Here is a 12,620-nt window from a genome sequence, read left to right on the forward strand (position 1 = left end):
CGGCATGTATAAACGCGAATTCGACCAGCTTCTGGCTTCGGGAACCATCCCAAAATCCCTGATGCTCTATGGGGAGAACGACTACTACATCGACGCTTATGCCCGGCGTTACATCGCTCTGACGGGAGCGGAGGACGGGATGATGAAGCTCTATTTCGACGAATACGACTTCCAGGCGGCGAAAAACTACCTGGGGCAGAGCTCCCTCTTCGGAGACCTCAATCTCCTTTTCGTCAAGAGCGACAGGAAAATACCGAAAAAGGAGCTGACCCACCTCATCGACCTAGCCCATCGCAATCCCAACAACTTTTTTCTTTTCGCCTATATGGGAAGCGATTTCAAAACGATGGCATCCGCTTTCAGCAAAAAAATGGAAGCGGAGCATGTCCGTTTCTTTCCGCCGAACCTGCGGGAGGCGGCCGAATTACTCCAGCAGCGTGCCCGTGAACTCGATATACGCATCGACCGCTACGCTCTCGAACATCTATTGATGACTCTCAATCTCAACCTCTCCATGGCGATGAACGAGCTGGAAAAACTGGCCATCCTGGAGGGTCCCGTCGGAGCCAAGGAGATCGACGAGCATGTCTTCTCTCTCGCGCCGATGGCGATGGACACCTTTCTCTTCTCACTCTTTTCCAGGAAGCCGTTGAGCGAAATTGTACCCCAGCTTCAACAGCTCGGAGAGGACGAATTCGCCATACTCCGGGCGATTCAGTATTTCACGACCCAGCTTTTCATGTTCCACACCTATATCAAACTCCATGGCGCCCCCGACTCGTCGGAAATTCTGGGATACAGGCTGCCAAAACAGCTCGAGACACAGCGCGCGCAGCTCGCTGTCAAAATCCCCCTCCCTCTTTTTGAAAAGATATTCGATGCGCTCGCGGCGGGCGAAATCGCCATCAAGACCGCCGGGGGCTCCAGCCAGAAAGAGACACTCTTGTTGTCAATCTTAATAAAAATTAAATCTTTCTTAGGGTAAAATCGCGATGCTCTTTGCTCTTTCCCGACACCAGGCGGGAGAAAACCAGAAGGGCGAAAACCACAAGGAGAAACAACCTATGACACGACATTACGAGACACTCTTCGTCGTCAAACCGACACTGACGGAAGAAGAGATCAAATCGCAGATCGACACCATCAAGTCGATTCTGGAAAAAAACGGTGCCCAGATCGCCGGCGAATTCGACTGGGGCATGCGAAAGCTCGCCTACGAGATCGAAAAGAACCAGCGCGGCTACTACTACGTTATTTACTACACGGCTCCAAGCAGCCTCATCAAAGAACTCGAGAGAAATTTTCGCTACAATGAAGAGATTATCCGCTTCATGAATGTGAAATACGAAAACAAAAAAGAGATCAACGCATGGCAGAATCTCGTCAACAAAGCAGGCGCTGTGAGCGCGAAAAAAGCGGAAGCCGCACAAGCGGCCGAAACTGCAGGCGAAACTGCATAACTGAATTTCAAGGCTAATCGATGTTCAACAAGGTCATCCTGATCGGCAACCTCACACGGGACGTGGAACTGCGTTATCTTCCCAGCGGACAGGCACTCGCGAAGTGCGGCATCGCCACCAACCGCCGCTACAAAGACGCAAGCGGCAACCTGAAAGACGAGACGATGTTCATCGATTTCACCGTCTGGGGCCGGTCGGCGGAGGTCGCCAACCAGTACCTTCACAAAGGCAGCCGCGTGCTGATCGAGGGGCGTCTGACCCTCGAACAGTGGACCGACCAGAGCGGCCAGAAACGCAGCCGCCACTCGGTCACGGTGGAAAACCTGAAGATGCTCGACAGAAAAGGCGAAAACGAAGGGTATGCACAGCAGCAGGGCGGCTACGGCGATGCGTCGCAAAACTACGGCACGCAGCCGCAGCAGGGGTATACGCCGCCGCCGGCCCAGCCCGCCCAACAGCCGCCCAAGCCGGTTCAGGAACTGCCCGAAATCGACATCGACGAAGACGATATCCCATTCTGATTAAAAGATACAACAAAGGAACAATTATGGCTGAAAGAAGAAAATACTCCAAACGATACTGCAAATACTGCGAAGCGAAAGTCGAGTTCATCGACTACAAAGACCTTCCAAGCATCAAAGCCTCTCTTTCGGAGCGCTACAAAATCATGCCGCGCCGCCTGACAGGCAACTGCAAACGCCATCAGGAAATGGTCGAAAAGGCGATCAAACGTGCCCGTGCCGCGGCACTCGTGCCCTATGTCGTCGACCATAAGCGCGTCATTCCCAATCCTTTCGAAGAGATCAAATAATCGGATGCCCGGCAAGGCCGGGCATCTTTGCCATCCGACATTTTACCCCCTATTATCGATTCCCCTTCCATCTGTTTATTTGACCAATGTTTCCTCCAAACTCAATGATTGACCTGTTGTCACACAGTAATCACTATTTAATTTTTTTATAGAAAAAACGATGATATAGAGAATAACCTTTGGCGACAAAAGGAAGCCTATGTCATTTTTCTCAAATTTTTCGATTCAGACGCGAACGTTTATTCTCGTCTCACTGAGCATAGTCACCGCACTGCTGCTGGGAGCCACAGCCTATCTGGGCTTTTACAAAATGCATACCGCACTCGGTGAGCTCGAACATGCCCACGCGATAGAGCGCAACGCGCTCGACATAAAAAACGGTGTGCAGAATTACCAGCTCAGCAGCAACGGGGTCTATATCGACAAGGCGCGTGCCGCCCAATCTATCCAAAACATTGGGAAAGATATCGCCCGGATGAAAGCGAACCTCGATTTTCTGAAAAAATCCAACACCGAAAACGCCATCCAGTCCTCCGTAACGAAAACGAAAAAACATCTCAAGGATTTTGAAAAGGATTTGAAAAAGATCACGAAAAAATACGGGGCGCTGATCAAATTTTCGAACGGCCTTGCCAAGAAGACGAAAATCGCCAACGAGCAGCTGCTGAAACTGGTCCGCTTCAACCAGATGCTGGTAGCCGAAGAGTTCAACAAAGTCAATTTCAACAAATTCGGTTCGGCCTACCATCTCTTCAAACTCTTCGCGCAGATGGATGCGCACGGGCGGCAGTATATGCTCGACAGGGACGAGCAACACCTGAAACAATTCGACAGACTCTTCAAAAAGCTCTTCAAAAACCTCAAACGCAAACGGGCCGGCGCCTCGCTGGAACAGGAGAGAAAGATTTACGACGAAGTCTACCGGGCCGTGGAGTACTACGAAATGGCCATCAAGCGCTGGATCACTCTTTACAAACTGATCAGCGAGAAATATATGCCAAAAACGGTGCAGGATCTCGCGGATATCGAAACGGAAGCGGCACATATCGCCCAATACGAAACCAGAAACATGAACGCGACCAAATCGAAAATCCAAACCCTTCTTGTCACCATCGGGCTGCTGGCCATCCTCATCGTCTCCGCCATAGGCTTCCTGATAGCCAAATCGATCACGAGCGTCGTAGAGAGCCTGCGCAACGACATCGGCAAAATCATCGAAACGAAAGATTTCGGGCGGGAGATCCGTGTACTTTCCGCTGACAGCATCGGCGAAGTCGCACGATACGCCAACGAACTCGTCAAAATGGTCAACGAACTGTTCGAATCGTCCGAAACGGCCCAACGGGAGGCGCAGATGCGCGCCAAAGAGGCCCAGGAGATGCTCAAAAAGAATCAGCTCAGCGTCCGCCTGACACGAATTTTGACAAAAGCGCAGAACGACAATACCCGCATCATCCAAAAAAGCATCGAAGGCAATGTGGAATCGATCAACGAAATCAATGCCATCAACGACGAAACGCAGAGTGTCATCGGCACGATTCAGGAAGGAACGGACAGGCTGATCTCAGGGCTGGAGACGATGTCCATGATGAGCGAAGAGTCGAGCAGTCGCATCAGCGAACTGGACACGCATATCGAAGATATCACCGGCGTCATCGAACTGATCAAGGAGATATCCGAGCAGACCAATCTGCTGGCGCTCAATGCCGCCATCGAAGCGGCCAGGGCGGGCGAACACGGGCGCGGATTCGCCGTCGTCGCCGACGAGGTACGCAAACTCGCCGAACGCACCCAGAAAGCGACGTCGGAAGTGGAAGCGAATATCAATGTGCTGCGCCAAAGCTCCGCCATCGTGCTCGACACGGGCCGCCGGATATCCGACCAGACACACGAAACCGCCCGGAAACTGGAGATTTTCAAAGAGGATCTCCACCGACTCATCAGCAATGTCGGCATCATCCGGGAGCAGAATCTCAAAATCGCCCACACTCTCTACGCCGATCTTCTCAAACTCGACCATATGGCTTTCAAAATCAACGGGTACGCATCGGTTCTCGAAGGGGTGCCGGGCGAGTTCGCCGACGAGCATCAGTGCCGCCTCGGGCAGTGGTACGACAAGGGAGATGGAAAACGTCTCTTCGGCTCCACTCCCTCCTTCGCCAGACTCGCAGAACCTCATGCCCGTGTTCACAAAGCGGTCAAACTCGCTGTGGAGTGTACGCGCGACAAAACGTGCGAATCGCGTGTGGAAGAGATCGTATCCGATTTCAAAGAGGCGGAAGATGCGAGCGTTCAGCTTTTCGAAATTCTCGACGAAATCATCGAGGAAGCCCAGAACGGCACGGTCATGGCCAAAGCCTCATAACCTTTCGCAAAGTTCCTTGGCCAGCCTGTCGGCCAGCTTCAGAAATTTCGGGATGCGGCCCTCTCCCTCCATCGAGGTGACCGCATCTTTCGCACGTTTCAGATCGATCCCGGCCGCCGTGATATAAAGAGGGCGCCTGCTGCCGCCCCGATAGAGCTCGTACCCGTCCGGCAGCGAGGCGAACCTGCTTTTCGCGACCCCGATCACAGCGGTCTCTTCGTGAAAATGTTCATAGAGATAGGCACCCAGTCCCCACCGGCTCTTTCCGTCCAGAAAGACGTATCCGTCGATGACAACGCAATCCGGATGCAATCGATGCCTTTCGATCAGGTGAAGAATGGGAGGAAGTTCACGGCGGTAGAAGGCGCCGGGCACATAGGGGCTTTGAATCGGGGAGACACTCCGATAGAAGGCGGCGGGCTCCTTCTCTTCGAAGGCCTCGAACGCCACACCTGCGGCGCAGGCTCGATTCTTCCGGTACGCGACATCGACGGCGAGGATCATACTCTTTTAAAGAGCAGAACCTCTTTGTCGGGCTCGTCCGCGTACATCGTCAATGGAAATGTCTGAATCAGTTCGAGCCCTTCGCACGCGGATGCGAGCGATTCGATATCGTGATAGTACTGCACCACCCTGTCGCGCTCTCTTTTGTAGCACTGTTCGCCGCTTCGTTCGAAATAGTCGATGACCGTCTCGAGGCGTTCCCCCTCAAAACGCGAATCGAGCGCCAGACATCTCCTCTCGTCCGATCGTACCAGCGATCCGGGCGCTATCTCTTCGAAACCGAAACGCGTATTGATATCGCCGACAAAAATGCCACCGGGCACGAGAACGCTGCGGACACAGCCCAGAAATTTCGCAAGCTCCTCTTTGTCAAGGTAGTTCAGAACATCGAATACGGCGGTGGCCGCATCAAAGCGCGACTCAACATCGCACACATCCATGGCATCGGCTTCAACCCCCGCGCTTCTGGCTTTTTCGACCATCGTTTCGCTCAGATCGATGCCGTAGGCCCGCTTCAGGGAGAGCGCATCCGCAGCCTTGAGAAGGAACGCTCCGCCGCCGCATCCGATATCGACGAGGGAGGCGGGCTGCCAGCTTCGGAGAATACCGATGTAAAATTCGTAGAGACTTTCGATCTCATCCTCGAAACCGAGCAGCTCCTCGATTTTCGCGTAGAGTTCAAGCCCCACGAACCACTCTCTCCATCTGGGTGTAGAGGTTCATGATTTCGCTCTTTTTCGCGAGGAAACTGTGTTTGTTGGCAATCAGATGGGCACTCGACTCCATGATCGTCTCCGCCACTTTCAAACCGTTTTCCCGCATCGTCGTGCCTGTCTCGACGATATCGACAATGGCATCGGCCAGTCCCACGAGCGGTGCAAGCTCGATGGAGCCATAGAGTTTGATCACTTCGACCCCCATCGCTTTTTTGCTGAAATAGTTGCGGGTGATGTTGACCATTTTGGAAGCCACTTTCATCTGCGGCTTGCTCCAGTCGAGTTCCTCTTCGTTGCGGATGCCGACGGCGACCTTGCATCTGCCGATGCCAAGATCGAGCAGCCTGACAATGTCGAGCCCCTGCTCTTCAATCACATCGAGCCCTACGACACCGATATCGGCCGCCTGATGGGCCACATAGGTCGGAACATCCTGGTTGCGTACGAGCAGAAAACGGAACGCTCCCATCTCCAGAATCAGTTTGCGGGATTCGAATTTGAACTCGTCGCCGAAGATCGTTCCGAATATCTCCAGTGTCTCTTCGGCGATGCGGCCTTTGGGCAATGCAACGGTCAGCACTCACTATCCTTTATCATTTTTTTCATTCCTTTGAACACAATCGTTTCATCGATGACGGCACCGGGTATGGTTCGTGCGATAACCGCCGCGTCGCCACCTGTCACCACGACTCTCTTTGCTTTCGCATGCTTGGCCACCAGCGCCGCGATCGAACCGAGCATGGCGAAACTGACAGCATCCCGCGTATCGAGTGGAAGACGCTCCAGGGAGACATCCGGATTCAGCGTGACATCGAGTTTGTCGGAAATGGATCGGTAGGCGCCCAGCATCCTCTCCAAACCGGGCCATATCCATCCGCCCAGATGCCTCCCCTCCTCCATCAGATCCACCGTCACGGCACTGCCCGCATCGATGACGACACCCTCCTCGATGCCAAGACACGCCGCCTCACGATCGATACCGAGTCCCTTGTACGCCGTTTTCAGCAGATGCTTTTCGGAGAGATCGATCCACGGAAGGCCGAGCCGCCCGATCTTCCGTCGCACGCTCTCGTTGACGCTGATGAAAAAGACCCTCTGTCGTGCGTATCGGGCCAGACCTTCCGCATGGGAGAGATGCTCGACACGGCAGCCGTCGTACAGATGCATCCGGCTGTTGCCGATATCGCAGAGAATCATACCGTCACGAGGCTCCATCCTTCAGATTCCAGAAGCGCTTTCGCCTTCGAGCAGATCGGCGCATGCAGAAGGACGATGTTCTGCAATATCCGGTATCCGTAATGGTGTTCGATCTTCGTTTTGATCTCGAACCACTCTCTCACCTCTTTGCGCAGGACCCTGCTTTTCTTGTCGACGACGAAAACGAGGGTGTAACGGTTTTGCAAATCGACGCCGTGATAGACTCCAATCCGCTTTCTGCTCCCGATCGTACGGAGAGAAAAGGGTTCGAATCTCTTAAAAAGATATCCGCCGGCCTGCAGGGGCTTCATGATCTCCTTTATCAACGGGCGCCCTCCACCGTATCGTCGCTTTCGTCCGGTTCCGTCATCTTTTTCAACGCATCCCACACTTCGGAGAACCACGACCGCTCCTCCTTCGCCTCCCCGGTTATCTCTTCTTTCTCAGAAACACTTTCCTCGGATGCAGCCTCCCGTGTCGCGTTTTCCTCTTCCCCGCCGGCAGATTCCGGCGAAGGTCTCTCTGCCGCCTCCTCGGAAGTCTCCTGCGCACCGGTATGAAGCTTGAAGTAGTACTGTTTGTAGTACAGAGCATCCTCGGTCGTAAAGAGCCAGTCGTCGATTCTGTCGGGTATCTCGAAGATATTGGATGTGGAAAGGAGCGGATCGGTCGCGATCACGTACCCTTCCCGCTCGATGACATAGATGAACTCCCCGTAGATCGCCCCGACGAAATGGGCGAAAGGGAACTTGAGGGTATTGAGAATCTTCAGATCGGTGTCGCAGTGGTAGATGGTGCCGTCCTTGGCGAGAATGTAGATGCCGTCGGAGACGAAAATCACATCGCTGATCTCAAGAGACTGGGCATCCATCAGTTTCGGACTGACAGAGATGATGCGGTGGGGCGTGGCGGCTACGAGGCGGTTTCCGATGACATCGAGAAAGATGACATTGTTGAACTCCTCCCCTTTTCCGACAATGATCTCCCTCACCTTCTCCCCGGTCGTCTTGTTCACAATGACCAGTTTGCCATCGAGAGTCGGAATCAGCACCAACTGCTCAAGCATCATCGGGTTGGCGATGCGGATATCGGCCGTTACAGCCGTATCGGAAGCGTATTTGGATACGATCTTTTTCTCTGCGTAGTCGTATATGCCGTAACTGTTTCCCTCGAGCAGGAAGGCGATGGTTTCGGTCCCGGGAATAAAAAGCGCGGCCAGGAGACGCCGAGGCAGTTGCAGAGGTATCGTCTCGTTGGTCTCGGTATTGTAGACGATGCTCGGTTTGCAGTCGCCGGCGGCGGCCACGAGGCTGCCATGCTGCGCTATGTAGCGGTACCCCTTCGGAAGACGGTAGGGCTGAACGCCCTCTTTCGTGACGACCTGGCCGTTCTCCAGCGTCGCGGCTTCATAGCCCACTTCGACGATTTTGGCGGGCAGTTCGCCGTCGTAGCTCACCGTTCCTTGAATATTTTCGGGTTCGAAATAGTTCTTTTGGCTGCAGCCGGCATTGAAAAGAGAGAACATGCCAAGCAGAAACGCAAAAAGCGCGGAACGGATCATTTCGTCCCTTTGTCCGTCGCGATTCCGTAGTGATCGAGCATTTTCGCCACGGGGGCCAGAGGCGAGTTCTCGGGAATCATCGCCAGGCGCTCCTTCGCCTCTTTCACTTCACCCTTCTTCATCAGCAGGTAGGCTTCGTCGAAAACGGCGTAATCCTTCAGCAGTGCTGCGCTTCTCATCCGGTAGTTCTTCAATGCATCGGCTTGCTTCTGCAGCACGCCCAGATGGTAGGCCGCCAGGTCGGCGACAACGGGATCCTTGCTCGCCTGCAGCCTCTTGAGCCCTTCGGCATCCGCCGAAGCCACCGCATTTTTGAGGGCGAAGAGTTCCGCAAGCCGCGGGTTCTCTTTTTTCAGGGTCTCCATGGCGCTTTTGTCGGAAGGATCGGCCTGAAGAGCCAGGAAGGCTTCGTTCGCTCGAAGAAGCTTCTGCTCTTTCAGGTAGCCCATGACGCCGTAACCGATGCCTCCGAAAACGATGATGGCCGCCAGCGCCAGAATCACGACCCTGTTGCGTTTGTAGAAACGCTCCGCTTTGATCAGACCCGCAAGAAGTTTTTCATCCTGCGTCAACTCCTCTTTTGCGTACTCCACCTGCTCTTTGATATTCACGGCAACTCCATTTAAACTGTTTCATAAAAATTAGTGTGTATCATATCAAAACTAATCCTAAAAAAAGGAAAAAGCGACTCATGAAATTTGACGATGCGATGCTGCAGCGCCTCGAAAAACTCTCGATGCTGAAAATCGAAGAGGCAAAACGCGCGGAGATGATTACAGAACTCGAAAAGATCGTCGGATTTGTCGAAATCCTGAGCGAACTCGACACCGAGGGGCTCGATCCCTCTTTCAGCACTCTCGAAGGCGGCACGCCGATGCGCGAAGACACGCCGGATGAGAATCCGCAAATCCGCGAAATCATTATCGAAAACGCGCCGAAAGCGAAAGACGACTACTTCGTCGTTCCCGCTATCATCGAATAGTCCATGGTCACTCTTTACGGAATCAAAAACTGCGATTCGGTTCGCAAAGCGGTGAAATTTCTCAAAAGCAATAACATCGATTACGAATTGGTCGATTTTAGGGAAAGACCCGTTGAATGCGACACGATCGACCGATGGCTTCGTCACGTTCCCATCGACACCCTTCTCAACCGGCGCGGCACGACCTACCGTACTCTCGGGCTCAGGGAGTTGGGGCCGGACGATGGGGAGAAAAAAGCGTGGCTCTGCAAAGAGAACATGCTGATAAAGCGTCCCGTCGCGGAGACCGACGACGGCAGGGTCGTCGTGGGCTTCAACGAATCCAACTACAAGGAGCTCTTTTTATGAGCAATGTCGCACTCGATATCCGAAAACTTCTGAAAAATGTCGTCGCCTACAAAGCGAGCGACCTGCACCTCGTCAGCCGCAGCGAACCGCAGATCCGTATCGACGGACGGCTCGTGCCCCTGAACCTTCCGAAACTCGAGGGGGAGGCGATCGAGCAGATGTGCTACTCGATCATCACCGAGAAGCAGAAAAAGTCGTTCGAAGAGCACAAAGAGCTCGACTTCGCGATCCAGATTCCCGAAGTGGGCCGGTTCCGTGCCAACTTCTACCGAACCATGGGTGACGTTGCGGCGGCGTTCCGTGTCATTCCGACCCATACCCCCAGCCTCGACGATCTCGAAGCGCCCCAGGTTTACAAAAAACTGATCCAGCGCGAAAAGGGACTGATCCTGGTAACCGGCCCGACAGGAAGCGGTAAGTCGACGACCCTCGCCGCCATGCTCAACGAAATCAACATGAGTGAACGCAAACATATCATCACGATCGAAGATCCCATCGAATTCGTTCACGAGAACCACCAGTCGCTCTTCTCCCACAGGAACATCGGAACCGACACCGACTCTTTCGCCACGGCGCTCAAATATGCCCTCCGTGAAGACCCCGACGTCATCCTGATCGGCGAGATGCGGGACAAAGAGACGATCGCGGCGGCTCTGACGGCGGCGGAAACGGGCCACCTCGTCTTCGGTACGGTCCATACCAATTCGGCGGCACAGACCGTCAACCGTATCATCGACGTTTTCAGCGGGGACGAACAGCCCCAGATCCGGGCCCAGCTCTCCACCTCTCTCGTGGCGGTCATTTCCCAGGCGCTCCTGCCCAAGATCGGGGGCGGACGTATCGCGGTTCCCGAAATTCTCATCAGCAACCCCGCCATCGCCAACCTGATCCGCGAAGATAAGGTGCACCAGATCTACAGCCAGATGCAGCTTGGCCAGGGCGAAAGCGGCATGCAGACCCAGACGCAGGTAATGGTCAAGCTTGTCAAAGGCCACATCATCGAAAAGAGCGAAGCGCTCCGCTTCTCGACCCGTCCCGACGAACTCCTCAAAGCGCTCCAGCACGGCTGAGACCCGCCCCCTCTTTGGGGTCGGGGCCGAGCCGGCAGCTTTCTGACAATCTTTTTCTCTTACATATACTCTCACGCAATTTATGGTATTATTGCGCCAAATTTTCACCGGTCGCGAACGCCGGTGCCCAAGGAATGATGCCATGAGTACGTGGAGCCCCTCAAGCTGGAGAGATTTTCCGATCAAACAGCAACCCGTCTACAAGGACCCCGAAGCGGTCAAAAAAGTAGAGGAAGAACTTGCTAAGTTTCCCCCGCTGATCTTTGCCGAAGAGGCGAGAAGTCTTCAGGACAAACTGGCCGATGTCAGCCGGGGCGAAGCGTTTCTTCTTCAAGGAGGCGACTGCGCGGAGAGTTTCAACGCTTTCAACGCCGACACGATCAAAAACCTGTTCAAAGTCCTGATGCAGATGGCGGTCGTCATGACCTATTCGAGCGGGAAGCCGGTTGTCAAAGTGGGACGCATCGCCGGGCAGTTCGCCAAACCGCGCAGTTCCGATTTCGAAGCCAAAGGGGATGTCAAGCTTCCGAGCTACCGTGGCGACATCGTCAACGATGCCGATTTCGAAGCCCAGGCGCGGGAACCCAAACCGGAAAAACTGATCAAAGCCTACTACCAGTCGGCGGCGACGTTGAACCTGCTGCGTGCTTTCGCCCGCGGCGGCATGGCCGACCTGACGAAGGTACACACCTGGAACCTCGATTTCGTCAAGGGCAAAGCCCTCGGCAAACGCTACGAAGAGCTCGCCGAAAAGATCACCCAGGCGATGGATTTCATCGCCGCCTGCGGCATCACGCCCGAAAACACGCCGCAGTTGCACGAAACGGTTCTTTATACCTCCCACGAAGCGCTGCTACTGGGCTACGAAGAGGCGATGACACGCATCGACTCGCTGACAGGCGACTGGTACGACTGTTCGGCGCACATGCTCTGGATCGGTGACAGAACCCGCAATCTGGACGGTGCGCATATCGAATTTTTCCGAGGCATCAAAAATCCTGTCGGGGTCAAAGTGGGACCGAGCATGCAAGCCGACGAGCTGATCGAACTGATCGACAGGCTGAATCCGAAAAACAGTCCGGGCCGCCTGACACTGATCGTGCGCATGGGCGCCGACAAGGTCGAAGAGCTCTTTCCCCCGCTCCTGCGGCGCATCACGGCCGAAGGCAAAAATGTCGTCTGGAGCTGCGACCCGATGCACGGCAACACGATCAAAACCGACACGGGCATCAAAACCCGCGAATTCCACAACATTCTGGCCGAAGTGAAGAAATTTTTCCAGATTCACAAAGCGGAAGGAACCATCGCCGGCGGGCTTCATCTGGAAATGACAGGTGAGGATGTGACCGAGTGTACAGGCAGCCAGAGCTGCAACATCACCGTCGACACCCTTGCAGACCGCTACCATACCCAGTGCGACCCGCGCCTGAATGCCAACCAGTCCCTCGAGATGGCATTCATGGTTTCCGAATTTTTCAAAGATCTCCACAAATAGAGCGATACCGCTTCTTCGCAGGGAGTGTTTTTCTACACTTCCGCTTTTTTTATCCGATTTTTAGATAGCAAACTATTGAATTTCAGCAGAATTTACCTATAATTGGGGAAT

General features: G+C 54.2%; 15 protein-coding genes and 1 pseudogene. 9 read left to right on the plus strand and 7 right to left on the minus strand.

The window, feature by feature from the left end; genetic code table 11:
• The first annotated feature begins 4 nt into the window (after nucleotides 1-4).
• The 5 genes and pseudogenes from holA to JMG82_RS11855 all read left to right on the plus strand — a co-directional run.
• Nucleotides 5-985 carry a DNA polymerase III subunit delta gene (holA, locus tag JMG82_RS03585; protein ID WP_201353567.1) on the plus strand — a complete coding sequence of 327 codons (981 nt, stop codon included), beginning with the start codon at nucleotides 5-7 and terminating at the stop codon, nucleotides 983-985.
• A gap of 79 nt (nucleotides 986-1,064) precedes the next feature.
• Nucleotides 1,065-1,460, plus strand: coding sequence for a 30S ribosomal protein S6 (gene rpsF / locus JMG82_RS03590; protein WP_201353568.1), 396 nt, complete (start codon nucleotides 1,065-1,067; stop codon nucleotides 1,458-1,460).
• A gap of 20 nt (nucleotides 1,461-1,480) precedes the next feature.
• On the plus strand, nucleotides 1,481-1,981 hold the full coding sequence (locus JMG82_RS03595; RefSeq protein WP_201353569.1) for a single-stranded DNA-binding protein: 501 nt from the start codon (nucleotides 1,481-1,483) through the stop codon (nucleotides 1,979-1,981).
• A gap of 26 nt (nucleotides 1,982-2,007) precedes the next feature.
• A complete protein-coding gene (gene rpsR / locus JMG82_RS03600; RefSeq protein WP_201353570.1) occupies nucleotides 2,008-2,271 on the plus strand; it encodes a 30S ribosomal protein S18 in 264 nt (87 codons plus the stop codon).
• Between the two features lie 1,618 nt (nucleotides 2,272-3,889).
• A pseudogene (locus tag JMG82_RS11855) lies at nucleotides 3,890-4,636 on the plus strand (methyl-accepting chemotaxis protein); the annotation flags it as partial.
• Here the strand turns inward: JMG82_RS11855 and JMG82_RS03610 are convergent.
• Genes JMG82_RS03610 through JMG82_RS03640 form a run of 7 tightly spaced genes read right to left on the minus strand, consistent with a single transcriptional unit; the run spans nucleotide 4,631 to nucleotide 9,225 of the window.
• On the minus strand, nucleotides 4,631-5,140 hold the full coding sequence (locus JMG82_RS03610; RefSeq protein WP_201353572.1) for an endonuclease V: 510 nt from the start codon (nucleotides 5,138-5,140) through the stop codon (nucleotides 4,631-4,633). The pseudogene JMG82_RS11855 and the gene JMG82_RS03610 sit on opposite strands and share 6 nt — an antisense overlap.
• On the minus strand, nucleotides 5,137-5,829 hold the full coding sequence (locus tag JMG82_RS03615) for a class I SAM-dependent methyltransferase (protein ID WP_201353573.1): 693 nt from the start codon (nucleotides 5,827-5,829) through the stop codon (nucleotides 5,137-5,139). The genes JMG82_RS03610 and JMG82_RS03615 overlap by 4 nt, the downstream gene beginning before the upstream one ends.
• Nucleotides 5,819-6,436, minus strand: a complete 618-nt coding sequence (hisG, locus tag JMG82_RS03620) for an ATP phosphoribosyltransferase (protein WP_201353574.1) — start codon at nucleotides 6,434-6,436, stop codon at nucleotides 5,819-5,821. Before hisG ends, JMG82_RS03615 begins: the two co-directional genes overlap by 11 nt.
• Complete coding sequence (locus JMG82_RS03625; RefSeq protein WP_201353575.1) at nucleotides 6,430-7,071, minus strand: type III pantothenate kinase; 642 nt, start codon at nucleotides 7,069-7,071, stop codon at nucleotides 6,430-6,432. Before JMG82_RS03625 ends, hisG begins: the two co-directional genes overlap by 7 nt.
• Complete coding sequence (locus JMG82_RS03630) at nucleotides 7,050-7,364, minus strand: hypothetical protein (protein WP_201353576.1); 315 nt, start codon at nucleotides 7,362-7,364, stop codon at nucleotides 7,050-7,052. The genes JMG82_RS03625 and JMG82_RS03630 overlap by 22 nt, the downstream gene beginning before the upstream one ends.
• An 11-nt stretch (nucleotides 7,365-7,375) precedes the next feature.
• Nucleotides 7,376-8,614 carry a hypothetical protein gene (locus tag JMG82_RS03635; protein WP_201353577.1) on the minus strand — a complete coding sequence of 413 codons (1,239 nt, stop codon included), beginning with the start codon at nucleotides 8,612-8,614 and terminating at the stop codon, nucleotides 7,376-7,378.
• Nucleotides 8,611-9,225: a hypothetical protein gene (locus tag JMG82_RS03640; protein WP_201353578.1), complete on the minus strand. Its 615-nt coding sequence runs from the start codon at nucleotides 9,223-9,225 to the stop codon at nucleotides 8,611-8,613. Before JMG82_RS03640 ends, JMG82_RS03635 begins: the two co-directional genes overlap by 4 nt.
• A gap of 80 nt (nucleotides 9,226-9,305) precedes the next feature.
• Between JMG82_RS03640 and gatC the strand changes: the two genes are divergently transcribed.
• The 4 genes from gatC (at nucleotide 9,306) to JMG82_RS03660 (ending at nucleotide 12,509) form a co-directional block, all read left to right on the plus strand.
• A complete protein-coding gene (gene gatC / locus JMG82_RS03645) occupies nucleotides 9,306-9,596 on the plus strand; it encodes an Asp-tRNA(Asn)/Glu-tRNA(Gln) amidotransferase subunit GatC (protein ID WP_201353579.1) in 291 nt (96 codons plus the stop codon).
• Nucleotides 9,597-9,599: 3 nt separating this feature from the next.
• Nucleotides 9,600-9,944, plus strand: coding sequence for an arsenate reductase family protein (locus tag JMG82_RS03650; RefSeq protein ID WP_201353580.1), 345 nt, complete (start codon nucleotides 9,600-9,602; stop codon nucleotides 9,942-9,944).
• On the plus strand, nucleotides 9,941-11,014 hold the full coding sequence (locus JMG82_RS03655; RefSeq protein ID WP_201353581.1) for a type IV pilus twitching motility protein PilT: 1,074 nt from the start codon (nucleotides 9,941-9,943) through the stop codon (nucleotides 11,012-11,014). The genes JMG82_RS03650 and JMG82_RS03655 overlap by 4 nt, the downstream gene beginning before the upstream one ends.
• A gap of 142 nt (nucleotides 11,015-11,156) precedes the next feature.
• On the plus strand, nucleotides 11,157-12,509 hold the full coding sequence (locus tag JMG82_RS03660; RefSeq protein ID WP_201353582.1) for a class II 3-deoxy-7-phosphoheptulonate synthase: 1,353 nt from the start codon (nucleotides 11,157-11,159) through the stop codon (nucleotides 12,507-12,509).
• The last annotated feature ends 111 nt before the right edge of the window (nucleotides 12,510-12,620 follow it).

The sequence above is a fragment of the Hydrogenimonas urashimensis genome, from assembly GCF_016593255.1.
GTDB classification, from domain to species: domain Bacteria; phylum Campylobacterota; class Campylobacteria; order Campylobacterales; family Hydrogenimonadaceae; genus Hydrogenimonas; species Hydrogenimonas urashimensis.